This window comes from Microbulbifer agarilyticus (assembly GCF_019800665.1).
GTDB classification, from domain to species: domain Bacteria; phylum Pseudomonadota; class Gammaproteobacteria; order Pseudomonadales; family Cellvibrionaceae; genus Microbulbifer; species Microbulbifer agarilyticus_C.
Window position 1 is genome coordinate 495,264 of record NZ_JAHVKO010000004.1, and the last position, 23,219, is coordinate 518,482.

The 23,219-nt window shown below is 58.6% G+C and carries 18 protein-coding genes; 11 read left to right on the forward strand and 7 right to left on the reverse strand.

Annotation, left to right across the window (positions count from 1 at the left end):
- Positions 1-3: 3 nt before the first annotated feature.
- Entirely contained in the window at positions 4-1,224 is a 1,221-nt protein-coding gene (locus KUV22_RS11600) for a hypothetical protein (RefSeq protein WP_390625283.1), read from the reverse strand.
- Between the two features lie 354 nt (positions 1,225-1,578).
- Here KUV22_RS11600 and KUV22_RS11605 point away from each other — a divergent pair, with 354 nt between their 5' ends.
- From KUV22_RS11605 to KUV22_RS11645, 9 genes are all read left to right on the forward strand, one after another.
- Complete coding sequence (locus tag KUV22_RS11605) at positions 1,579-4,302, forward strand: HzsA-related protein (RefSeq protein WP_222231300.1); 2,724 nt, start codon at positions 1,579-1,581, stop codon at positions 4,300-4,302.
- A gap of 45 nt (positions 4,303-4,347) precedes the next feature.
- Positions 4,348-5,187 (forward strand): SH3 domain-containing protein, encoded by an 840-nt coding sequence (locus KUV22_RS11610; RefSeq protein ID WP_222231302.1) that lies wholly within the window; start codon positions 4,348-4,350, stop codon positions 5,185-5,187.
- The gene (locus tag KUV22_RS11615; protein ID WP_315857546.1) at positions 5,157-5,813 is read left to right on the forward strand and encodes an outer membrane beta-barrel domain-containing protein; all 657 of its coding nucleotides are present in this window, start codon (positions 5,157-5,159) and stop codon (positions 5,811-5,813) included. The genes KUV22_RS11610 and KUV22_RS11615 overlap by 31 nt, the downstream gene beginning before the upstream one ends.
- 39 nt (positions 5,814-5,852) lie before the next feature.
- Positions 5,853-6,338: a TlpA family protein disulfide reductase gene (locus KUV22_RS11620; protein WP_010131932.1), complete on the forward strand. Its 486-nt coding sequence runs from the start codon at positions 5,853-5,855 to the stop codon at positions 6,336-6,338.
- Positions 6,339-6,341: 3 nt separating this feature from the next.
- A complete protein-coding gene (locus KUV22_RS11625; RefSeq protein WP_390625278.1) occupies positions 6,342-6,581 on the forward strand; it encodes a DUF4266 domain-containing protein in 240 nt (79 codons plus the stop codon).
- Positions 6,568-7,746 (forward strand): DUF3570 domain-containing protein, encoded by a 1,179-nt coding sequence (locus KUV22_RS11630; RefSeq protein WP_222231304.1) that lies wholly within the window; start codon positions 6,568-6,570, stop codon positions 7,744-7,746. The genes KUV22_RS11625 and KUV22_RS11630 overlap by 14 nt, the downstream gene beginning before the upstream one ends.
- A gap of 226 nt (positions 7,747-7,972) precedes the next feature.
- Positions 7,973-10,720 carry a TonB-dependent receptor domain-containing protein gene (locus tag KUV22_RS11635; protein ID WP_222231306.1) on the forward strand — a complete coding sequence of 916 codons (2,748 nt, stop codon included), beginning with the start codon at positions 7,973-7,975 and terminating at the stop codon, positions 10,718-10,720.
- A 198-nt stretch (positions 10,721-10,918) separates the two neighbouring features.
- Positions 10,919-11,464 carry an RNA polymerase sigma factor gene (locus tag KUV22_RS11640; protein WP_222231308.1) on the forward strand — a complete coding sequence of 182 codons (546 nt, stop codon included), beginning with the start codon at positions 10,919-10,921 and terminating at the stop codon, positions 11,462-11,464.
- 2 nt (positions 11,465-11,466) lie between these two features.
- A complete protein-coding gene (locus tag KUV22_RS11645) occupies positions 11,467-12,516 on the forward strand; it encodes a FecR family protein (RefSeq protein WP_222231310.1) in 1,050 nt (349 codons plus the stop codon).
- 50 nt (positions 12,517-12,566) lie between these two features.
- On the opposite strand, the gene KUV22_RS11650 is transcribed toward KUV22_RS11645, so the two are convergent.
- The gene (locus KUV22_RS11650; RefSeq protein ID WP_261319466.1) at positions 12,567-13,211 is read right to left on the reverse strand and encodes a TetR/AcrR family transcriptional regulator; all 645 of its coding nucleotides are present in this window, start codon (positions 13,209-13,211) and stop codon (positions 12,567-12,569) included.
- Positions 13,212-13,376: 165 nt separating this feature from the next.
- Between KUV22_RS11650 and KUV22_RS11655 the strand changes: the two genes are divergently transcribed.
- Both KUV22_RS11655 and KUV22_RS11660 read left to right on the forward strand, forming a co-directional pair.
- Positions 13,377-13,766, forward strand: coding sequence for a nuclear transport factor 2 family protein (locus tag KUV22_RS11655; RefSeq protein ID WP_222231312.1), 390 nt, complete (start codon positions 13,377-13,379; stop codon positions 13,764-13,766).
- 36 nt (positions 13,767-13,802) lie between these two features.
- Positions 13,803-15,851 (forward strand): NADPH-dependent 2,4-dienoyl-CoA reductase, encoded by a 2,049-nt coding sequence (locus KUV22_RS11660; protein WP_315857547.1) that lies wholly within the window; start codon positions 13,803-13,805, stop codon positions 15,849-15,851.
- Positions 15,852-15,947: 96 nt separating this feature from the next.
- On the opposite strand, the gene KUV22_RS11665 is transcribed toward KUV22_RS11660, so the two are convergent.
- The 5 genes from KUV22_RS11665 to KUV22_RS11685 all read right to left on the reverse strand — a co-directional run bounded on the left by KUV22_RS11665 (position 15,948) and on the right by KUV22_RS11685 (position 23,142).
- Positions 15,948-18,107, reverse strand: coding sequence for an Ig-like domain-containing protein (locus tag KUV22_RS11665; protein ID WP_222231313.1), 2,160 nt, complete (start codon positions 18,105-18,107; stop codon positions 15,948-15,950).
- 115 nt (positions 18,108-18,222) lie between these two features.
- Entirely contained in the window at positions 18,223-19,326 is a 1,104-nt protein-coding gene (locus KUV22_RS11670) for a DUF2955 domain-containing protein (RefSeq protein WP_261319467.1), read from the reverse strand.
- Positions 19,326-20,489 carry an HlyD family secretion protein gene (locus tag KUV22_RS11675; RefSeq protein ID WP_222231315.1) on the reverse strand — a complete coding sequence of 388 codons (1,164 nt, stop codon included), beginning with the start codon at positions 20,487-20,489 and terminating at the stop codon, positions 19,326-19,328. Before KUV22_RS11675 ends, KUV22_RS11670 begins: the two co-directional genes overlap by 1 nt.
- Positions 20,486-22,030 (reverse strand): efflux transporter outer membrane subunit, encoded by a 1,545-nt coding sequence (locus tag KUV22_RS11680; protein WP_222231317.1) that lies wholly within the window; start codon positions 22,028-22,030, stop codon positions 20,486-20,488. The genes KUV22_RS11675 and KUV22_RS11680 overlap by 4 nt, the downstream gene beginning before the upstream one ends.
- The gene (locus KUV22_RS11685) at positions 22,027-23,142 is read right to left on the reverse strand and encodes an AI-2E family transporter (protein WP_222231319.1); all 1,116 of its coding nucleotides are present in this window, start codon (positions 23,140-23,142) and stop codon (positions 22,027-22,029) included. The genes KUV22_RS11680 and KUV22_RS11685 overlap by 4 nt, the downstream gene beginning before the upstream one ends.
- Between the last annotated feature and the right edge of the window lie 77 nt (positions 23,143-23,219).

The following is a 23,219-nucleotide window of genomic DNA, read 5'->3' on the forward strand; positions in this document are numbered from 1 at the left end:
GTGTTATTCCCCCGCACAGTAAACAGCGGTATCGGCATATACCTGCTTCAGCTTGTAGCCGTTGCTGGTGAAGCTGTCGGTAATGCTGCTAATGCGATTGCGGTCGGTGCTGTCTTCCGGTGCGCGCAGGCACACCTGTTCAAACACCTTGGTGACCTGACACTGGGCAAAGGCCTGGCTGTTGGCCAGCTCCTGGCCCATGGACTTGGCGCCGTTGCCGGTGCCCGGCAGCGCTTCGCTCCATCCCAGATGCAGGTTCGGCCCTTCGCGCCAGTAGTTATCCCACTTGTCATCGGGGATCACGAAGCCATACGGAAAGGTGGCACTGTTGATATGGTTCTTGGCCTGCACACGGGTGCCGGTGGTGGGATCGGTATCACCGCTGCGGTTGTAATCCAGGCGGCCGTCTTCGCCGGTCGGATCATTTTCCACATCGTATTCGTAGTTGTAGTAAGCGAAGGCCTGGGCCATCGGGTCCATACCGCTGTGGCAGCCTATGCAGTTGTTCTGGAATACGCGGCTGTCGCCGCCTGGGCTACGGCTCACGTCCTGACGAATGCGATCTGGTGGTCGCGAGGTGTCGTGCACCTGTTCGAGGTCGCGACACAGGTGATTCATCAGGGTGAAGCGGAACATGGCGCGATTGGTGCCGGCATAGAAGAATGCCTTGGCGCCGCCACGGGTGGTCATCACACCGGCCGTTGCATCGCTGGGCAGGCCGGTAACCGAAGACTGGGCTTGACGCTCCAGGGTGGTCTGCAGCGGGTAGCCAGCCGCTTCCAGTGCCTCGTAGTGATCGTTATTCGCGTTGTTGTACGCGGGCAGGCCCAGGCCGGAGGCGCCGGTATAGATGATGTCGCCGGAGAGAATCTCGCGGAAGTCCACATCGTCGCGCACCATGCCGATCACGGTTGCGGTGTAATCGTTCAGGGGCGCAAAATTATCGCCGTCGCGATTGGTCCATGGCGTAACCAGGTTCTTCAAGGTTACGTTATAAAAAGAATCATTTTCCATTGCTAACTGGGCGGCGCTGGTGGCGTTGCCGTTGGCGATATGCTCGGCCATTTCGGTTAGCACGCCGACACTGGGTTTGACCCCGGTCAAACGGCTGTGCATTTGTGCGGCCTGTTCTTCTGGGCCTGCCAATGCCGGCATGGAAATTGAGGCGCTGAGGCAGGCAGTTGCTGCGAGCAGCGCCCGCGTAGCGGACGATGGGATTTTCATCATGAAACGTTTTGCGTCTGGTTATCGTCGTACGGTCGTACCGATTGACTTGTATGCATTGCGAGTGGAAGAAATAGTAAAGAAGACCGAGCGATTCGCCAGCGGAAAAAATATAAAGCGTGTTCTGGTTGGCAATTTCCCCGTGCATTACTTGAGATCGAAATTTTGCGGCGGGAGAATCGAAGTTAAATCGCGCTGCGTTGTCAGACGAGCATCTAGTCAAATGCAGTAAGGTTGTGATGTAAATGGTGAGCGGTTACTGCGTTTCCCCTTCGGGTTGTCATAAAAAATTCACAAAAATCATTGAGAAATTATCCGTGGCGGAATGGTGTAGCGGGTAAAGAGGACGAGTTCTTGAAAGCTTTTGGTGCACGGACGCTGGCCGCCCGTCGGAAATTGTCACTACTGTCTATTTTTTCTGCGATCGCGCTGGCCGGTTGTGGCGGTAGTTCTGACGATGGTTCCAGCCTGGGTGGTGATCAGGCGGAAGATCCGGTGGTGGTGGATTACCCGGTGGTGTATGTGCGCCGCGCGCTGGTTCGCGATGAGGAAGGCATGCTGGTCGCCGACAGTGTGTACAGTCCTTCCGCGTTTAGCCCTGGTGCTGAATTGCTACTGCGCGATCGCGCTACCGCCACCGCTCCGGAGCGCTCCCTGACGGACGGCCTGTTTGTCAGTGATGAAGAGGCGGGCATCGTGTTCGAGGGCGGCTATGACGTTAAGGACCTCGCGGTATCCGCCGATGGCAGCCAGCTGGCCTTTGCCATGCGTGCACCGAATATTGAGGGCCTGGATGATGATGAGCAGCCGAGCTGGAATATCTGGCTGTACGAATTCGAAACTGCACGGCTTACCCGGGTCATTTCTTCGGACCTGATCGCCGAAGAGGGTGATGACATTTCCCCGGCATTCCTGCCCGACGGACGCCTGGTATTTACCTCGACCCGCCAGCGCCGCTCGCGTGCGCTGTTGCTGGATGACAACAAACCTCAGTTTTCTGCACTGGCAGAAGATCTGCAAGAACCGGCATTCGTATTGCATGTTATGGAGGCTGATGGCAGTGATATCCAGCAGATCTCCTATAACCAGAGTCATGATTTGACCCCGACGATATTGTCTAACGGCCGTATCCTGTTTAACCGCTGGGACAATATGGGCGGGCGTGATCGCTTGAGCCTGTACACCGTCAAGCCCGACGGCACCGACCTGCAGCTGTATTACGGCTATCACAGCCAGGTCACCGGCACAGGCTCCGGTACCGATCCGGTTGCCGCCACCTTCAGCAAACCGCAGCAGATGCCGGACGGACGCATTCTCGTAACCCTGCGCGCAGCGGAAGGTATTGCCTACGGTGGCGACATGGTGGTCATTGATGGTGAAAATTTCTCTGAAGCCTACAGCGAACCAGGACAGCAGGGTGTGTTGCAGGGGCAGGAATCTCTGTCCGTGGAGCAGGTAATTATCGATGGCGGTCTTTCACCCCACGGCCTGTTTGCCAATGCCTGGGCGTTCCACGATGGCACCAGTCGCTTGCTGGTGAGCTGGAGTGAGTGCCGGGTGATCGAGCCGGGCACGGCAACGGAAACCGAAGCCGGTATTACCCAGCCCTGTACCGACGAGTGGCTGGCAACCCCGGACATTGAACCCGCCGATCCGCTCTACGGACTGTGGATCTACGATTATGGCGAGGGCACCCAGCGCCCGATCATCCAGCCGGAAGAAGGCATCATGATCAGCGAAGCGGTGACCGCGGATACCCGCCCGGTGGCCACATTTATCCCGCAACCGATTCCGGGTATCGATATCGATCGCGACCTCTACGATGAAGGCATGGCGGTACTGGATATTCGCAGCGTCTACGATATTGACGGTATGGAACTGCTGGATATCGACGTCCTGGCCGATCCGCTGCAAAGCACGGCCGCCGATCGCCCGGCGCGCTTCCTGCGCGTGGTCAAAGCGGTGGGGATTCCCGACGATGACGTTCTCGATTTCGACCGCTCCGCGTTTGGCCGCAATCGCAGTCAGCTGATGCGCGAAATCGTTGGTTATACGCCGATCCAGCCCGATGGCTCGGTGCGGGTAAAAGTACCGGCGGATACCCCACTGGCCATTTCAGTGGTGGATGAAAAAGGTCGCCGCCTGTTCGGCCGTCACAATAACTGGCTGCAATTCCGCGCCGGTGAATTGCGCAAATGCCAGGGTTGTCACCTTGCGGACAGCGAGGTGCCCCACGGGCGCACGGATATGGAGCCGGAATCCGCCTGGGCCGGCGCACTAACGAGTGCCGCCCCCTTCCCCAATACCGAGCCGGGCCTCACCGCAGACATGGGCGAAACCATGGCGCAGCTGCTGGCGCGTGTGGCCGGGCACCCGGAGCTGGAGGGTGACCTGAAGTTTGACGACAACTGGACCGACCCGGCGCTGCGTGCCAAGGACCCGTCGAGCGAGCTGTTGATGAGCGAGCTCCCTACCCCGGCGCCCACCAGCCTTCCCTGTTTGAGCAGCTGGAGCGCGGACTGCCGCACAGTGATTCACTATCCAGACCATATTCAGCCTATCTGGGATCTGCCGCGCGAAATTACCGATGATATGGGCACCGTGCTGGAAGACCGTACCTGCACCGCCTGCCACAGTAACCGCGATGCTGCGGGCATGGCACAGGTGCCCCCGGGGCAGCTGGATCTCCGCGGGGATCCGTCCGGTGTGAATAACAACTACAGCACCTCCTATGTGGAGTTAATTTTTGATAACCCGACCGAAGAACTCCGCGACGGTGCAGTGCAGAACGTTCTGGTGCAGGACACCGACGACGACGGCAACCCGCTATTTGAAGTCGACGAAAACGGTGAGCAGATCCTTGATGCCGATGGCAACCCGATTCCTGTTATGGTTACCGTCAATATTCAGCGGATCATGAGCACCAACGGTGCCAATGCCAGCCGTTTCTTCGATGTATTTGAAGCGGGAGGCGTGCATGAGGGAGAATTGTCCGCTGCGGAATTGCGTTTGATTTCCGAATGGTTGGATATCGGTGCGCAGTATTACAACAATCCATTTGAAGCGCCGGTTAACTAAACAATGAACAGGCAGCTCGAGTTTAGAGCAAGCAGGGCCGTAGCAATGACCGCGGCCCTATTTATCTTGGGGAGCTTGGGGAGTTTTTCCTCATCGGTCGTGGCGCAGCCGGAAACGGTCAGTGACTCGGCAGAAAACTCGGGTGATGTATTCGTCACCGACAGCTTTTCCGCACGCCAGTTCGAAGACCGCCAGCCGGAGACGTTGGAGTTCGATACCGAGCGGGTCATCGTCGGAGCGGAGTTCCTCAATTTGTACACCGGCCCCGGCCGCGGCTATGTGATCGATCATGTAGTGGAGTACGGCGAGCCCCTGTGGCTGCTGAAACGCCGCACCGACTGGGTCAAGGTCATGACCCGCACCGGCAAGACCGGCTGGGCCAAAATTGCCGATCTCGACGAAATCTATACCGCCGAGGGCGAACAGGTGGTGGTACCTACCCCGGGGATCGATGACTACCGGGACCAGAGCCTCCGCGTTGGCTTTGCCTACGGGGATTTTGCCGGCGCCAACTCCATGGGTTTGTCCGTTGGCTACCGCTTTACCGGCAACCTCTCCGCGGAACTGCGCGCAGCGCAGACCATCGGTGCCTATTCCGATAGTCGCACTTTCCAGGTGGCGGTAGTGCACCAGCCCTTTCCGCAGTGGCGGGTATCCCCGTATTTCCTGCTCGGCACCGGGATCAATATCACCTCGCCCAACGCCACCATCGTCGCAACCGAAGACCGCCAGGACACCACCATGCTGTCCGGTATCGGCGTCACCACCTATTTATCCCGTCGCTTTGCCCTGCGCGCGGAAGTTGCAAATCACTACCTGCTGACCTCGCGGGAAGAAAACCAGGAGATAGTCGAGTGGAAACTCGGATTCGACGTATTTATGTAAAGCTCGCGAGCCTTCTGCTGGCAGGTGCTATGTCTTCCACTGCGCTCGCGCAAAGTTCTGGGGATATCGACGATATTATTTCGCCGGACCTGGAGCGCCGTGAAATTCGCGAAGCCAAGATTGATAGCGAAGATTTTGAGTTCACCGTCTATCTCGGTGGCATCCTCAGTGTGGAAGACTTCGGCACCAACCGTATGATCGGCGGTAGCCTGGCCTACCACATCAACGAAGACTTCTTTATGGAAGCGGCTTACGGCCAGGCGACCCTGGGTGAGTCCAGCTACGAACGCCTGAGTGGCTCGGCACCGCTGCTCACCGACGATGAGCGCGACCTCAGCATGTACAACCTGTCCCTGGCCTGGAACTTCCTGCCTGGGGAGATTTTCATCCTGGATAAGTTCGCGCTCAACAGCAATTTGTATCTGATCGGCGGTGCGGGCAATACCAATTTTGCCGGTGAAGAGCACTTCACCTACAACGTGGGTGCCGGTGTGCGCATGCTCGCCCAGGACTGGCTGGCCCTGCGCCTGGATGTGCGCGACCACATTTTTGAGCACGAGATTTTTGGTGAGCCGTTAACCACCAACAATCTTTCCGCCCAGCTGGGCGTATCGATTTATTTCTGAATACACAAATAACTAGACAAACACTACTGGAGTCAATCCATGCGTAAATTGATTGCCGCCCTTTGCACCAGCGCTGCCTTGCTGGCCGCTGCCCCTGTTTTCGCCAAGATCCCCGCCAGCGATTTCACCCTGGCCTCGCTGAAAGATGGCAACCTGAAGCTGAGCGAGCAGCGCGGTGAAGTGATCATGCTGAACTTCTGGGCTTCCTGGTGTGGCCCCTGTCGTGAAGAAATGCCGCTGCTGAACGACCTGCACGCGCGCTACGAGCCGGTGGGCTTTCAGGTGTGGGGTGTGAACGTGGATGCCAACCCGGCAGACGCCCAGGCCATGCTGAATAAAATCCCGGTGGATTTCCCGGTGCTCTTCGACTCCAAAAGCGACGTGAGCAAACTGTTCGGCGTACAAGCTATGCCGAGCTCCGTGTTTATTGATCGCGATGGCAACGTGCGCTACGTGCACAAGGGTTACCGCACCGGTGACGAGGCCGAATACAAAAAAATCATCAAGGAACTGATCCGGGAATAAGCCATGACCAAGCGCGCGCTTCTGTTACTGCCGGCTCTGTTACTGCTGGGTGGCTGTGAATCCATGATGCCCAAAATGCCCGAACCCTGGGTAAAGCCCTACGAGCGTCATTATTTGGCCGACCCGATTATGAGTTTTGAGCGGGACCCGGTAGCGGCCGGCTTTATGAATCACGTATACGAAGCACGTGAGTCTGCCCGTGGCGCTGAAGGTGGGTCGGGAGGCGGCTGTGGCTGTAACTAAAAAATTCCGAGAGAGCTACTGCGCTCTCGCGAAATTTTTACTCTGCTCAGTATTCCTAGCATCGACTGCGCAAGCTGCAGTACTGCCGGAAGAGCGGTTCGATACCCTGTACCACTCTTACAGTGGTGGCGGTGTCACCATTGATGGGCCGTCGATACTGGTGCGCAAAAACGTTGGCAACAATGTTTCGCTGTCGGCCAATTACTATGTGGATATGATTTCCGGGGCCTCTATCGACGTGCGCACTACCGCCAGTCGCTACACCGAGGAGCGGGATGAGTTTTCCGTGGGGGCAGATTACTTGGTGGAGAAAACCACCATGAGCCTCAGCTACACAAATTCCAGCGAGAACGACTATCAGGCGGAGACTGTCGGCTTTGGTATCTCGCAGGACTTCTTCGGTGACCTAAGTACCCTCTCCATGCGGGCCACCTTCGGCAGCGACGATGTAATGCGCAATGGCGACGACGAATTCCTCGAGCACGCCGAGCACCGCCGTTACTCCCTGGGCTGGACCCAAATCCTTACCACCAAATTGATTGCCGAACTGAGTGTAGAAACGGTGGCGGATGAAGGTTTCCTGAATAACCCATACCGCAGCGTACGCTACCTGGACCCTTCCTCTGCTCTCGGTTTCAGCTACCAGGCAGAGCTTTACCCCACCACGCGCAACAGTGATGCGGTGGCGCTGCGGGCGAAGTATCGCTTGCCTTACCGGGCGGCGATTAAGACCGAGTACCGTCATTACGTGGATAGCTGGGGTATTACTGCAGACAACTTGGAGTTCCGCTATACCCATCCGCTAGAGAGCGAAAACCTGATCCTCGAAGGCAAGCTGCGCTTCTACAAGCAGAAAGGTGCTGACTTCTATAGCGATCTTTTCCCATACGTGGACGCCACCAACTTCCGCGCACGGGACAAGGAGTTGAGTGATTACAGCGATATTGCGATCGGTATAGGTGTGACCTATCTGGTGCCGGATCGCTGGGCGCTGTTTGATCGCAAGAACACGCTCAATCTCTATTGGGATTACATGATGTTCGACTATGAGAACTTCAATAATGTGGAAGTGCACAGTGGGGGTGGCGATTACCTTCCCGGTGAAGAGCCCGCCTATAACTTCAACGCGCATGTGGTGCGCGCCTACTGGTCAATGTGGTTCTAAGCAACCGCTCATTCCATCGGTTGCCAGTTAGGGGGTCGTTTCTTTAGCTGGCAACCGTCTTATCTCCTGTCTCTGATCTTGTCATGCCGTCGAAGGTTGTTGTATGTTTTCCAAACAAAACAATAATCAACCGGGCGCGTGAATACGGCTGCGACCCTCAAAACGCAAGTCGCAATCGCGCTTCCGGCCCCGCTGACAAGCGGGGGTCAGCGATGATGATCCGCCTATGCCCAAGACCTGCCGCAGGTCATTCAGTGCTTTGCTGCTAGCGACGACGCTCGGCGCGGCATCGGCGTATCCGGCCGCAGCATCGATGCCGCTGGACGGACCACCCCCGACTACCGCTAATTACTCCTTCCAAATACCCGCACAACCGCTCGAACAGTCCCTTCTGGCACTATCGCGTGAAAGCGGTCTGGCAGTGATGATCGGTGTGCAGGGGGGGGCACTGCCCATTGCGCCGGCCATACACGGTCGCTATACCGTCGAAGCTGCATTGGATTTGCTATTGGCCGGCTCGGGCTTGCGCTATCGGCGGGTCGATGGCCAGGGCGTGGTAATACTGCCACCACGCAAAGCCCCCCAACCACTCACTGCGCTTGAAGAGCGCCAGGTTGAAGCGCGACCGCTACTGGAAGAAATCGAGGTAATCGCGAGTAAGCGCCGCACCAACCTCCAGCATACGCCGATGGCAATTACCGCTCTGCACGGCGAACTGCTGCGGGAACGTAATATCGACAGCCTGGAACAGCTTGCGGCGGATGTACCCAGCCTGCAGGTTACCCGCAACGGCGATCACACCACATCCATGCTGTATCTGCGCGGTATTGGTTCGGACAATCACACCGAAGCGGGCGATTCCGGTATTGCCACCCATGTGGACGGGATTTTCAGTAGTCGGGTACAGGGTACCGCAGTGTTGCTGTATGACCTGGATCGGGTTGAAGTGCTGCGCGGCCCACAGGGCACACTGTTTGGGCGCAACTCCACTGGTGGGGTGATCAATTACCACAGCGCCCGTCCTGACCGCGATTGGTCGTCGGAGGCCTCCGTCACCCTGGATAGCAATCAGCAGAAGAAGCTGAGTGCGGTGGCCAACGCGCCGCTGACCGACAGCTGGGCTCTGCGCTGGGCCGCAGTCAAGCAAACTGCCGACAGCCCGCTTAGTTACACCAGCGACTCCATCCCCGCCAGGGCCGCCGACCGTTATAACAACACCGATTTGTTTAGCCATCGCCTGAGTTCAGACTGGCAGCTGGGTGACACTGTGAACTGGTGGTTGAGCTTTGAGAGCTTCGAGGACCGTGGTGCGGGCAGTTTGCCCCTTGTGGATTACGATACGCCGGTCACCATCGATACCCCGGGGCGCACCGTACTGGATCAGGACACTTGGCGCAGCAGGGTGGAGCTGACACTGCCCTCGGCACATACCATTTCGTATATCGCCGGCCACAGCCTGACCCGTCGCAGCCAGGATTGGGACGCCGACCGCGAAAGCCCTGTGGGTAGCGAAACAAACCCGGCCATTTACCATCAGAGTAACCGTACTGTTTGGTCCAAATACCGCGCTCAACAGCACGAACTGCAACTGAAAAATAGTGATAACGAAGCGCTGCGCTGGTTACTCGCCTATTTCCATTTCACCGAACAGAACGCCATCCGCTTTGATCTAGAGCACCAGCTTGAAGATGGCAGTGGCTGGGGCGGTGCCCCTTCTCATAGCTTCCAGCAGCCTCATCGCGGCACACGATTGAATGCCTTGTATGGCCAGTTGGATTACGACTTCAATGCAAGCTGGCAGGCCAGTGTCGGCGCGCGCAGTGGGCGCGACCAGCGCTACGATCGCGGTGGGCGGAACATCGCCTGTCCGGACCTGATTGGCGCCGATCGCGGTGGTGAGCTGGGGATAATTGCGGTAAACCAGGCTTCCGCGCGCCCGGACCAATGTTTCGTCGCTAACTACAACGATGTGGACCGTGCCTGGCGCAGTACCACCGCTATGGCGCGCCTCAACTATCAGCCAAGTGATGCTGCGCTGGTTTACTTACTGTTTGCTGAAGGATTCAAGCCGGGCATTGTGCAGGACGGTGCCTCGCTGAGTGGTACTTTCAGTGGCGTTGAGGATCCCGCTTTTGAGCAGAACCTCGCCCTATTGGTCCAGCGCAACAACAACGGCGCAGCCTATGTGGGCCCGGAAACCAGCACCAATATCGAGGTGGGGTTCAAGCTTGGCCTGCTGGACGGGGGCATGACCATGAATGGTGCCCTATTCAATACACGCTACCGGGATCTGCAGGTATCCGGCATAGCGATTGAAGAAGACGGTACCGAGCTGATTCGCAGCACCAACGCTCCCAGTGCCACCATTCGCGGCTTGGAGCTGGAGCTCAACTGGGCCAGCAGCCAGAACGGGCGCGTAAGTGGTTTCCTGTCCTGGCTCGATGCCCGCTATAACCGGTTCTATGCGGTAGATAACGAATTCCCCGAATATGGTGCCACTTGGAACCCCACTGTCGGAGACCCGCAGAGTTCGAACCTGGTGGACTTCAGTGGTAACCGCCTGAAACAGGTGCCGCGCCTGAGCCTGGGCCTCAATTACCGCCATGTAATCCCCCTGGGTGATCGCCTGCGGGCCACCGCGCGCCTCGGCCTGCATTACACCAGCAGTATGTATTTCGATGAAGCGAACCGCGGCGATCGCAGTGGCTTCCTGTGGCACAACAGCGCTGGGGAATGGGTTCCGGACCCAGCCGGCGCTGTGCGGAATATTGACCGCCGGCCTGCGCACAGTCGGTGGAATGCTGGTATTAAGCTCGCGCCGTTCGCCGATAACTGGTGGCTCGACCTGTATGGGGACAATTTGACCAATGAGCTGGTGGCGAGTGACGTACACGATGCGGATGTCGCAGTCCCAGCTTACTACTACAGCGCCCCACGCAGTATTGGCCTGCGCTTTGGCCTGCAGTTTGACTGATTGGCAAAAGAAACCACAAAAATTACTCAAGTGGGGGGACGATTCGGGCCTGCTCCCCGTTATATCGGCAAGAGAAAGTGATTGCCGCATAAGTACGGCATCCGCAAAAAGTGACAAACCGGTTGTAATCACAGCTGCAGTGAATCCTGAGAATTTCTGGTTTGTTGCGATAACAAAAGCAAATGGTGAATAGAGTCGATGGCGACAGCGTTGGCGAGCCAGATGGCAGGCGAAAACGAGCGAGACCTGGACCACTACTACCGCGAATATCACCAGGAACTGTGTCGATATGCGGTGAGTAAATTTGGTCTGTCGTACAGCGAGGCGGAAGACCTGGTGCAGGAAGCGTTTGCGCGTATGGCGCCGCAGCTGCACACCGGTGAAATCGAGCATGTGCGCGCGTTTCTGTACCGCTCGGTACACAACGCTACCATCGACGCCTTGCGCAAAGGCCAGGTGCGCGAAAGTTACGCACAGTCGGTACAGGGCGACCCGGACCGCGACCAGGATAGCCGCAGTCCCGAGCGGGTTGCCACAGGCCGCCAGTTTCTCGGCCTGATCAATCGCGCGCTGTGGAATATGCCACACAAGCGCCGGCGTCTGTTGTTAATGAATCGTGTCGATGGACTCTCCTACGCGGAAATTGCGCGTCGTGAGGGCCTCTCGGCAACAGTAGTGAAGAAGCACGTAGCGAAAGCCCTGGCCGGTTGCCAGGAAGCGCTGCGGGCACACGGTGGAGAATGAAGATGTCGACTGGGAACAGTCAACCGCAGACCGATATTCGGCCCGATATTTGGCAAATAGAAGCGGAAGCCCGGGAATGGTTTATGTTGCAGGGCGAGCGCACACTGGTCGACTCCGAGCAGGTGGCCTTTGCGCACTGGATGGAACAGCCGCAACACCGCAGCGCCTATCAGCAACTGCAACAGATCGATCAGACCCTCGCCGCACTCGCGGCGAGCGAAGAGGGTGCGCGCTTGCGTCAGCCAAGCGGCCTGTCTGCACTGATGGAAACACTGCGCAGTTATTTTGACGTGAGCCCGCTAAACCGCCTTGCGTTCGCCTGCACGCTAATGCTGGCACTGGGTATTGCCTACCTGGCACCCTGGCAAGGCGAGCCGGCCGCCCAGGCCTATGCCTCTGAGCTGGCACAGGTGCGCAATGTAGTCCTTGAAGACGGTACCCGGGTGACACTTGGAGGAGACTCGGCGCTGGAAGCGGAATTCAGCGAAGGCAGCCGTCGCATAAAACTGCTGCGCGGTCAGGCATTTTTCGATGTGCGCAAAGATCCCACACGGCCGTTCGTGATTAGTGCGCAGGGCGCAGAAGTGCGCGTAGTGGGTACTCGCTTCGATGTGCGCACGGGTAGTAAGCTCAATCCTGCGGTGAAGGTTACCGTGGAGGAAGGTATCGTCGATGTCGCCCGTAAAACTGCGGCCAAGCCGGACGAGGCTGAAAACAAGGTGCGCCTGACCGCTGGCCAACAGGTCAAGGTAGATGAAAAGCGGATTAGCACAGTCAGCAAGGTTGATACCACCTCCGTCGCCAGCTGGCGCCAGGGCAAGTTCAGCTACCGGGACGCGCCCCTGTCAGAAATCGTTGCCGATGCCAATCGCTATCGCAAAGACCGCATCATCATCGGCACCCGCGAACTGGAAAGCCTGCGGGTAACCACCGCCTTTACCGCCGACCAGGCGGATACACTGGTGGCCATGCTGGAGCAGTCACTGCCCGTGCGTGTGTTCAAAGAGCCCGATGGGCGCGTGGTGATCTGGCCCGGCACCGTGGAGCACTGAAGCCCGCCAAACCGCTTGTGGATAAAAGCCCGGCATATCCCGGGCTTTTTTTATGGCGCCAGCTCGCGCCAGAACATCTCTGCCGCATTTTCACAGATGGGCTCGATTGCCGCAGAGTCCGCGTAGATACCATCGATAATCAACCGGCTGATCCCGTGCAGCGTGCTCCAGCTCACCTGGGAAAACCGCAGCGCGTCCACCTTGTCTGAAATTAGCCCCTGCTCCTTCCAGCTACGCACATTACTTACATAGTTGCGAAAACTGTTGTGGGACTCTTTGCGCAGGGAGTCGGTGGAAGTGCCGGATTCCCAGATATGCCCGCCGAACATCAGGTCGTAGTACTCTGTCTGCTCGGTCGCAAACTGCACATACCCGCGTACAAAGTCGCGCATACTCTCGGCACTTGGAGGGCGCCGGCCGTTCTGGTGCACCTCTGACAGCATGGCGTTGTAGCGCCGGAATCCCTCCTCCGCGATGGCGCACAGTAGCGCCTGCTTGTCCGCAAAGTAGTGGTATGACGCGGTGCGTGACACGCCGATATTCAGTGCCAGCTTGCGCATCGACAGCGACTTCTCACCTTCCTCACGAATGATACGCACAGCCTCGCTCACCAGGGCCTGGCGGAGGTCCCCGTGGTGGTAACTGCCAGAGCGGCTTGAGCTACCAGATGTACTGCGAGTGGAAGATGTGGTCATGTCGCGCAATCTATCAGGCCATCTTGACACTGTCAAAACCTAGGCATATGGTAGCGATACGTATTTTGACAGTGTCAAGAATGGGTCGGCCACTCACCGCTGGCTGGCCAGTCACAATAAATACATAGAGAACCCACCCCTAATAACCGATAAGGGAGACAGGCGATGACCGATTCACGTTTAGAGCAATGGCACCAGGTGGTATTCCAGCGCGACCAGGAGCTGCTGCGGCAACTGCTGGCGGAAAACATCGAGTTCCACTCTCCCACCGTATGGAAGCCCAAGCACGGGCGCGATGTTGCCCAATTCATTCTGATGAATGTGATCGATATCTTTCAGGGCTTCGAATACCACCGCCAGTGGGTAGACGGCAACGAAATGGCGTTAGAGTTCTCCGCCACTGTGGAAGACAAAAGCATCAAAGGCATCGACCTGATCCGCTGGGATGACAACGGTAAGATTATTCACTTTGAAGTGATGGTGCGGCCGCTGAACGGCCTGCAGAAACTATTTGATGAAATGAACGCGCGTGTCGTAGCCGCTGGCTTCGCCTGATACGCATCCGCACAAACAGATTTTAGGTAAAACGTGATGAGCAATTCTGCTACCAGTACCGCCGCGAACAATCCCTACCCGAAAATGCTCGAGCCCCTCGACCTGGGCTTTACCACCCTGCGCAACCGCGTACTCATGGGTTCCATGCACACCGGCCTGGAAGAGGCCCCCAACGGTCACGAGCGCATGGCTGCCTTTTTTGCCGAGCGCGCCCGCGGTGGTGTTGGCCTGATCGTCACCGGTGGCTTTGGCCCTAACAAGCGCGCCGCCACTCACGAGCACACCAAAATGCTGTGGAGCGAAGAGGACTGCGCAGACCACCGCATCATTACCGACGCGGTGCATAAGGAAGGCGGCAAGATCTGTATGCAGATCCTGCACACCGGCCGCTACGCATTTAACGAAAACCCGATTGCCCCGTCTGCCATCCAGGCGCCGATCAATCCGTTCAAGCCGCAGGCCGCAACCGAAGACGAAATCGAACAGCAGATCGAGGACTTCGTGCGCACCTCCGTACTCGCCAAAGAAAGCGGCTACGACGGTGTGGAAATCATGGGCTCCGAGGGTTACTTCCTCAACCAGTTCCTCGCCGCACGTACCAACCAGCGCGACGACGACTGGGGTGGCAGCTACGAAAACCGCATGCGCCTGCCGGTAGAAGTGGTGCGCCGCGTGCGCGAAGCGGTAGGTGAAGACTTTATTATTATCTACCGCCTGTCCATGCTCGACTTGGTCGAGGGCGGCAGCGACTACCAGGAAATTGTCACCTTGGGTAAAGCCATCGAAAAAGCCGGTGCCACCATTATCAATACCGGTATCGGCTGGCACGAAGCGCGCATCCCCACCATCGCCACCAAGGTGCCGCGCGCCGCGTTTACCTGGGTTACCGCCAAGTTCCGCGAGGAACTGTCCGTACCAGTAATCACCTCCAACCGCATCAACACCCCGGAAGTGGCCGAAGAAGTACTGCAACGCGGCGATGCCGACATGGTTTCCATGGCGCGCCCATTCCTCGCTGATGCGGACTTCGTCAACAAAGCGGCGGAAAACCGCGCAGACGAAATTAACACCTGCATCGGCTGTAACCAGGCCTGTCTGGATCACGTATTCAGCATGAAGATGACCAGCTGCCTGGTTAACCCGCGCGCCTGTCACGAGACCGAACTAAACCTGCTGCCCACCAGCAACGTGAAAAAACTCGCGGTAATCGGTGCCGGTCCCGCGGGCCTGGCTTTCGCCACTTCTGCAGCAGAATGCGGCCATGACGTTACCCTGTTTGACGCCGCCAGCGAGATCGGTGGCCAGTTCAATATCGCCAAGCAGATCCCGGGCAAGGGAGAGTTCTACGAGACCCTGCGTTACTTCCAGCGTCGTATCGAAATTACCGGCGTTACCCTCAAGCTGAATTCTCCGGTAACCGCCGAGCAGCTGAACAACAGTGACTTTGATGAAGTGATCGTGGCCACCGGTATTACCCCGCGCGTACCGCCGATCCCCGGTGTCGAGCACGAAAAAGTACTCGGTTACCTGGACGTGCTGAAACACAAAAAGCCGGTCGGCAAAAAAGTCGCGGTCATCGGTGCCGGCGGTATCGGCTTCGACGTTTCCGAATACCTGACCCACGCCGGCGAAGCCACCAGCCAGAATATCCCCGCGTTTATGCGCGAGTGGGGTGTGGACATGAGCCTGCAAGCGCGTGGCGGTATCGAAGGCGTGCAGGCAGAAGTGCCCGCGTCACCGCGCGAAGTGTTCCTGCTGCAGCGCAAGGCCAGCAAAGTGGGCGGCGGCCTGGGTAAAACCACCGGCTGGATTCACCGCACCGGCCTCGCCAACAAAGGGGTGAACATGATCCCCGGCTGTGAGTATGTGAAGATCGACGATGAAGGTCTGCACATCAAGGTTGGCGAAGAAACCAAGGTGCTGGATGTGGATAACGTGATCCTGTGTGCCGGCCAAGAGCCTGCGCGTGCACTGGTGGAAGGCCTGAACAAGCCGTATCACCTGATCGGTGGTGCGGATGAAGCAGCCGAGCTGGATGCCAAACGTGCGATTGATCAGGGTATGCGTCTGGCTGCCGCTATGTAAAAAGTGGTGCAGGCCGCGAACCCTGTTTCGCGTTTGACCAAAGGCCGTAATAAAAAAGCCCCCGCAGTGTGCGGGGGCTTTTTTGTTTGAAGGGAATTAAGGAATATTGCGGTCGATGGTCAGCTTCTGCAGGTAAGCGTCGCCAACGGAAACACCGTAGTAGTCATAAAACCCAGAAAACAACTGCAGCTCGTCTTTCAATACCATCACCGGAGGGATGTAAGACTGCGGTTGATACTGGCCTTTGCTGCGCTGCACCCACTGCGAACCGGTGGCGTAGTCGTAATGCAGGATAACATGATCACCGTTGTAGTCCGGATCGTTGTAGCGGTCGATCAACTTGATAAAGGTATTGCCGTATTTGTCGACGATAATATCTTCGACCCATGGGTAGGATATGCCGTGGCTGTAGGAACTTTGGGCCTGTAATTCACCGTCTATGCTCAGGCGAGTCATAGTCGAAGAATCATTATTGCTGTCGTGGCTCCACCACAGGATATCTTCCGATTCCGTCAGGCCGATGCGCGAGAGACTGGAAGAGTTGACGCTCTGTACCCACTCGGTGGTGCCGTCAGTTGCCAGCAGGGTAAGCTGGTTGCGGTGCGCCATCAGAACTCGACCATCGCTGGTGATCTGCAGATGGTAGCCAGCCATGCTGCTGGTTTTCGGCTGGTACAGCTCGGTGATCTCTCCGGTTGTCAGGTTGAGTTTCAGCGAGAAACTTCCTGAACTCGTCATAGATCCACAAGAGTCTTGACCACACGACATCAGCATGCCGACGAAATGTGCGTTATTGCCTTCCACGCGTACGTCATGGGTATGCCAGGCGCCGATTTCGAAACCGAAGTCATGAGTGACCGGCTGGCTCCAGCGCGCATTGCCCTGCTGATCGTAGTAGCGGATAACACCGTCATTACTGAACAGGATAAAGCCGTTGCCTGATACATATTGGGCGGTAACCTGAATATGGTTTGTGCCTTCAAACGACGGCAGCGCCGAATTGGTGGTAAATGCTCCGGCAGCGGAAAGCGCACCGAAGAACAGTTGGTTGTTGTCATCCATGGCAATGCTAAAGGCGGTACTGTCATTTACACCCAGAGCAAGCGGAATGGGAATGCCCTTGCCCGCCAGAATGTAGCCAGCAGCCGCTGGTGCACCGGCCGTATCGGTAAACGCAATAAACTGCTGATGTACGCCGGATCCGGTAGCGCCAAGCGCTCCGTGGGACAGGCCGGTCATGGCGAGCAAACCTTCCGGGCCATCGGCTAGAAGCTCGATCGTCGTGTCGCCCGCAGAGCTGAAGGTCGTTACGGCTTCCTCGGTGGTGGTCTGGGCAACGGCAACGTCGATATTCATTAGGCTGGTATTGGAGTCCAGCTCACCGTCATTGGTAATGAAAGACAGTTGGTCAGCACCCCAGGTGCCGTAACTAGTGGACAGGTTCATGCTGCCCAGGTCGTTGTCGATACTCGCCACTTCAACTACTTGTGGCTGTTCAACAACCGTAGTGGTGAGATCGGTGCTGTCGACATCGACAATCTGTAAATCGATAGCCTGTGTCGCACCTGCTGTCAGGCTCGCGGAAATTTGCTCGGGTACTTCTGGAGCGTCATTTACCGCTGCAATGGTGAGGGCGATGGTGACTTCGTCGGTTTCAAATTCACCGTCACTGGCGGTCAGGCGAAACTCATCGGTGCCGAAGAAGTCTTTCGCTGGCTGGTAGGTAAATTCACCGCTGGCAGAAATCTGCAGCTCACCGTTTGCCGGCTCTGCGGTTACCGAGTAGTTCAGCTGGTCCCCATCCACGTCCTCAACCGGCAGCATCGCGGTTAAGGCAATATCTTCGTCCGTGGAGAAGTTACCATTGGTGGCAACCGGGGAATCGTTAATCGGATTGACGGTGATGGTGACGGTCGCCGGTGATGAGCGGCGGCCATCTTCGGTGGCGGTAAAGCTGAAGCTGTCCTGCCCTGCGAAATCGGGATTGGGGGTATAAGTAAATGCGGTTCCGCTCAGGCTAACCTGCCCATTTTCCGGCCCCTGCTGCAGCTCAAAAGACAGGGTGCCACCGGCTTGCGCGGTGCCGGCAACCTGGCCTTCGATATTGGTGTCTTCGTCCAGGCTAATACTCTGCGCGGTTGCGCTCGGTGGAGGCGGAGTATCATCCCCACCGCCGCCTCCACCACAGCCGGATAGGAATAGTGGGAGAGCAATACTTGCCAGCAGCGCTGCGCGGATCTTTTGCTGTTTAAACATTATATTTTTCTTTATGACTATTTTGTTTTTAATGGTCGCGCGATTATATGTGCTTTTTGCTGCCAGTGAAGCTAGACCAACGGCTAGATTGGCGGGCGATATAAAAGTTGTGGATTCAGTCGGAGGGGAGTGCCTGCTTCTTCGCACGTGTGGACTTTCGCCAGCGCTCCAGCAGCGTCATGGCGAACAGGGCATATACGGTAACGCCGAGAAACAACACCATACGCACGAACAGAGCCTGGTAGACATCTTTGCCACTGGCACTGTCCTGCACCGCTGCCCCCAGCAATATCAGCATGGTGGTCAGTGAGTTGATCCAGAATGACGGGCTCATGGTGTTACGCACTATCCCGTAGGCGCCACTGGCGAGTAGTAAGCTCACCAGCAACACCCAGCCGGTAAAGAACCACAACTCCACCGCCAGACTCAGGCACCACCAGACGCCGATCGCGCAGGCGCCGCCGAGTGCGGTTGCGCCGATCAGTTCGCGGTTGGCACCGCGCAGGCTGGTGTCGCTGGCCTCGCGCGCGAGCAGAATGCTCTTCACCAGAAACGGCAGGTAGTTAGCGGGGTTCGTCAGCGTGAGTAGAAATGCCGGCATTACGATCAGCGTGGCGCGCAGGGCTAGCCACGTGTCCGGTGTAGCATCCGTTGCTGCGGTTGCCTGTTTCGGCTCTGAGTCATCCGAAAGAGAGGGGTCTTCCGGCAAAGCAGGGTCTTCCGGAAAAAACGGATACACCAACCACAGGCTGACAATCGCCACCGCAATGCCAAACACCATCGCTTCCACAATGGCGCCCGCCAGTGCGGAGCTGAGAATGCCGGCCGCAGGGATCACCGTCAGCCCAATGGCCAGCAGTGTGGCGGTAATGCCTTTGCGGTGGAGGATGGCCAGCCGATTGCAGTAAAAAATGCCAAGTGCAATCGCCAGCAAAGCCGACAGGGGTGCCATCTGCAACAGCGGGATCAGTAACACGCCTAGGCCCAGCGCCACCGCCACAAAACCCAGCAGTATTAATGCAACTTTCAGCCCGGGCGGGTTCGGTGCACCGGCGGCCAGCAGTACGACAAAAATCGGTGACAGGTAGGGAATGCCCAGGTCAAAGCCGTAACACAGTGCCAGTGCCAGCGCGGTACTCACTGCCAGCCGATAACAGCGCCGCGCCGCCAGCGGCATACGCTTTGGCCGCTGCGCAGTGAATGGCGTGCCGCTGTCCATCAGTAGGCGAACGACAGGTAACTGAGAATACGGATATACAGCTTGCCCAGCAGCCGCAAAAATCCATGGCCTTCGGTATAGGCGATCACCGAGGCCTGGCCGCCCACGCGCAATTGGCGCTGTACTTCGGGCGGCAGCGGGCTGCTGAATTCGATCCGCACGGGGAAGCGCTGGGCCTGGCGCAGCCAGTCGCGGTTGTTTTCAATGGTGGGCAGCACTCCCGGCGCAGGCGCATTGTCGCCACCAACCCCCAGGCCAATATCCTGCACCTTACCCTTGAGCACCTGCCCGGGCAGTGCATCCAGCAGTATTTCTACCGGCGTGCCCACCTGCAGATGGCCCAGATTATTTTCCGTGAAATCTGCATTGATCCACATGGTCTCGGACGAGATCAGGGTCAGCACCGGTGTGCCGGCATTGGCATACAGGCCGACCTCGGTGCGCAGGTCGGTGATCACGCCGGCTGCTTCCGCCAGCACGATGGTATTGTCCAGATCCAGTTGCGCCTGCTCGACGCTGACGCGCGCGGCCTGCAACAGGGTGTTGCTGGCCTCGTTGTCGCCACCCTTTTGTTCGATGGCCTGCTGGATGGCGGCATCGGCAGCGGCTACCTGCGCACTCGCCCGTTCCAGGCTGGCCCGGGAGATTTCCAGGCGGCGCACCGAGATCGTACCCGGGTCGTCTTTCCACAGCCGAGTGAGGCGCGAGTAGTCCTGTTGCGCTTCGAGCTGCTTTGCCACCGCCGCGCGCTGGCTGGCCCGCGCCTGCTCCACCACCGAATCGCCCGCAGCCACCTGCTGCCAGGTGTTATCAAAATTCGCATTGGCACTTTGCAGTGCCAGTTCGTAGCGCGAGCGATCAATGGCAAACAGCTTTGCGCCCGCAGTCACCTGCTGATTGTTGCTTACCCAGAGGTCGGTAATGACGCCGGCCACCTTCGGTGCCACGCCCACCACATAACCCTGCAGGCGCGCCTGCGAGGTATAGGGGGTAAACCGGGCGGCCATCAAATACCAGCACAGTGACAGCAGCAACAGCGCAACAACCACCTTCACCCCGCGGCCCACGGCCGCCGCCGGCGTGGGCTCCGGTGGTTCTGGCGCAGGCGGTACAGGTGCGGGTGTCGGCTGAGCGTCACCGATGTTTTCCGGGGTTTCGTTCATGGCACCACTCCGTGTCCCGGCGGCACCGCCACGGATTCGTCGAGCAGGTCGCCCCAGTTGGTGCGCTCGCGCATCTCTTCGCGCAGCCAGGGCGGCGCCACGTCATCAAGCGTGGCGGGCCGCCAACCGCCGCCCAGTGCCCGGTACAGGTCGATCACCGCCGCCAGGTGTTCGCCCCGGTTTAGCGCCGTCAGGTCCGATTGTGCAAAGGCGGCCGCCTGCGCGTCGAGCACCCGCTGGAAGCTGGAATAACCCTCGCGATAGCGGCGGTTGGCAATCACCAGTGAGCGCTCCGCGGCCACCAGCGATTCGTCGAGAATTTTCTGGCTGGCTTCGGTTTCGGCCATGCGCTTGGCGGCATCGTCTACCTCCCGGGCAGCGTTCAGTACCTTGGACTGGAAGTTTTCCAGCGCCTGCTGCAGGCGCGCATCCTGCGCGCGCACGTTGTTGCGCAGGCGCCCGTAATTAAAAATATCCCAGCTCAGCGCCGGCCCCGCGGCGAAGGTGGTGACATCACCGACGGCGTCGAGACTGTTGCCCTGCCAGCTCACCGTGCCGAACAGGGAGATGGCCGGGTACAGGTCCGCCTGCGCCACGCCCACCTGCGCCGACTGCGCCGCCGCCTGCCAGGCCGCGGTGCGCACATCCGGGCGCAACAGCAACAGGTTTACCGGGAGTTCGCCGACCAGTGCCACGTGGCCCGGCTCCGGAAGTTGCCCGTCGGCCGGGTCCAGTTCCGGTAAGTCCCCCGGTGCGCGTCGCAATAATGCGCACAGCGCATTGCGTTGCCGGGTGAGCCCCAGGCGCAAGCTGGGAATGGTTGCCAGCGTTGCCAGATACTGGGTGCGCGCCTGTTGCAGGTCGAGTTCCGATTCCTGTCCGCTCTGGAACAACTGCCGGGTAATTTCCAGGCTGCGTTCCTGCAGCGCGACATTTTCATGGGCGATTTCAATGCGTCGCAGGGTGGTCTTGTAACCGTAGTAAAGCGACGCCACCTGCGCGGCCAGCAATACCTGCACATCGCGCTGGTTGGTTACCGATGCCAGGTAGGCCGCATCCGCCGACTCCACCCCGCGTCGAAAGCGCCCCCAGAAATCCATTTCCCAGGCCACGTCAAAGGCCACTTCCGCGGTGCGAAATTCCCGGTCGCCATCATTGATGCCGCCGCTGGTGCGCTCGGAGACGTAGGCCCCCTCGGCATTGATCTGTTGCAACTGTGGGTACTGCTGGCCGATGGCAATACCGAGTACCGCGCGGCTTTCGAGAATGCTCAGGCCGGCAATGCGCAGCTCCGGGTTCTCGAGCCGCGCCTGTTCTACCAGAGTATTCAGCACCGGGTCATGAAAGCGCCGCCACCATTTACTGATGTCATCCCCGTGCGGATCCTGCACAACCTGCCTATAGAGGGTCGGCTGCCACTGACTAAGCCAGCCCACATCCGGCTCGACAAAATCCGGCCCCAGCGGTGCGCAGGCCACGGCGCCCAACAGCAACAGTGCGCCGGGCAGGCGGAAAATCGCGTTGGGCAGCAAGCGGATCATTCGTGCTCTGGTGTGGAGGGCGGCTCTGGTTCGCCACCGCGTACCCATACCTTCAGCACCTCGTAACCCAGGGCGAGAATCACCGCACCCACAAACAGCCCGGTTAGCCCGGCACTGATCATCCCGCCCAGTGCGCCGAGCAAAATAACCGGCATGGGCACGGCCACCCCGCGCCCCAGCAGCATGGGTTTGAGCACGTTATCCGCCAGGCCCGCCAGCACCAGGTACACGCTGAACACCACGCTGCCCAGGGTGGAAGCATCGGATTGAGACCACAGCCACACCAGCACCGGGATGACCACCAGAATTGCCGGGATCTGCGCGATCCCCAGAATCAGGGCAACCACCGCCAGCAGGCCGGCGCCGGGCACGCCGCACAGCAGGAAGCCAATCCCCAGTAGCAGCGCCTGAATAAAAGCCACCCCAATCACCCCGGAAGACACCGAACGCACCGTGGCCACCGACAACTCCAGCATTTGTGGCCCGTGTTCGGGGCCGCACACGCGGGAGAAAATGCGCCGTGCGGTACTGTGGCTGGGGGTGGTGTAGGCCAGCAGAATGCCGGCCACGATAAAGGCTGCAGTAAACGCGAGTAGCGCCGTCAGCGTGCTGCCCAGCTTGGCCACCGCATCGCGCGACAGCGCCAATAATTGATCGTGGTAGTGCTCTGCAAAGCGTGTGAAATTGGTCGAGGCACTCTGCCAGGCGGCGTATATCTGCTGGCCTATTAACGGCCAGTCCTCAACCGCTTTCGGTGGTGGCGGGATCACCTGCCGGCCCTCGGACAGGCTGTCGTGAAAGCCAATCACATGGTCGATAAAGGCCATGCCAAGCAACACCGTCGGCACGCCCAGCAGTATCAGCATCAACAGCACCAGCACGGTGGCGGCGCGACCGTTTGAGCCACCGAGCCGCGCTGCCAGTTTCTGATTCAACGGGTGCAGGGAAACCGCCAGCACCACCGCCCACACCATCATCACCAGAAAGGGCGCAAACGCATGCGCTGCCAGCCACATCAACAAAGCGGCCAGCGCCAGCCGTATCACAAGATCGACCAGTGACAGGGGTTCGGGTTGGCGGTTGCCAGGTAGATTGTTGTCGGGCGTTTCCATGAGCCAGAGTCCCTCTGTTCCGTGAGGCGGCAGGCCCGGTTCCGGTTACCCGACTGCCCTTCGCGGGTATCTCTTTA

Bases quoted from the DNA above. Each gene is read 5' to 3' on its own strand.
- KUV22_RS11600 (WP_390625283.1), bottom strand. From the start codon at position 1,224: ATGAAAATCCCATCGTCCGCTACGCGGGCGCTGCTCGCAGCAACTGCC.
- KUV22_RS11610 (WP_222231302.1), top strand. From the start codon at position 4,348: ATGACCGCGGCCCTATTTATCTTGGGGAGCTTGGGGAGTTTTTCCTCA.
- KUV22_RS11620 (WP_010131932.1), top strand. From the start codon at position 5,853: ATGCGTAAATTGATTGCCGCCCTTTGCACCAGCGCTGCCTTGCTGGCC.
- KUV22_RS11625 (WP_390625278.1), top strand. From the start codon at position 6,342: ATGACCAAGCGCGCGCTTCTGTTACTGCCGGCTCTGTTACTGCTGGGT.
- KUV22_RS11635 (WP_222231306.1), top strand. From the start codon at position 7,973: ATGCCCAAGACCTGCCGCAGGTCATTCAGTGCTTTGCTGCTAGCGACG.
- KUV22_RS11640 (WP_222231308.1), top strand. From the start codon at position 10,919: ATGGCGACAGCGTTGGCGAGCCAGATGGCAGGCGAAAACGAGCGAGAC.
- KUV22_RS11645 (WP_222231310.1), top strand. From the start codon at position 11,467: ATGTCGACTGGGAACAGTCAACCGCAGACCGATATTCGGCCCGATATT.
- KUV22_RS11650 (WP_261319466.1), bottom strand. From the start codon at position 13,211: ATGACCACATCTTCCACTCGCAGTACATCTGGTAGCTCAAGCCGCTCT.
- KUV22_RS11655 (WP_222231312.1), top strand. From the start codon at position 13,377: ATGACCGATTCACGTTTAGAGCAATGGCACCAGGTGGTATTCCAGCGC.
- KUV22_RS11660 (WP_315857547.1), top strand. From the start codon at position 13,803: ATGAGCAATTCTGCTACCAGTACCGCCGCGAACAATCCCTACCCGAAA.
- KUV22_RS11665 (WP_222231313.1), bottom strand. From the start codon at position 18,107: ATGTTTAAACAGCAAAAGATCCGCGCAGCGCTGCTGGCAAGTATTGCT.
- KUV22_RS11670 (WP_261319467.1), bottom strand. From the start codon at position 19,326: ATGGACAGCGGCACGCCATTCACTGCGCAGCGGCCAAAGCGTATGCCG.
- KUV22_RS11675 (WP_222231315.1), bottom strand. From the start codon at position 20,489: ATGAACGAAACCCCGGAAAACATCGGTGACGCTCAGCCGACACCCGCA.
- KUV22_RS11680 (WP_222231317.1), bottom strand. From the start codon at position 22,030: ATGATCCGCTTGCTGCCCAACGCGATTTTCCGCCTGCCCGGCGCACTG.
- KUV22_RS11685 (WP_222231319.1), bottom strand. From the start codon at position 23,142: ATGGAAACGCCCGACAACAATCTACCTGGCAACCGCCAACCCGAACCC.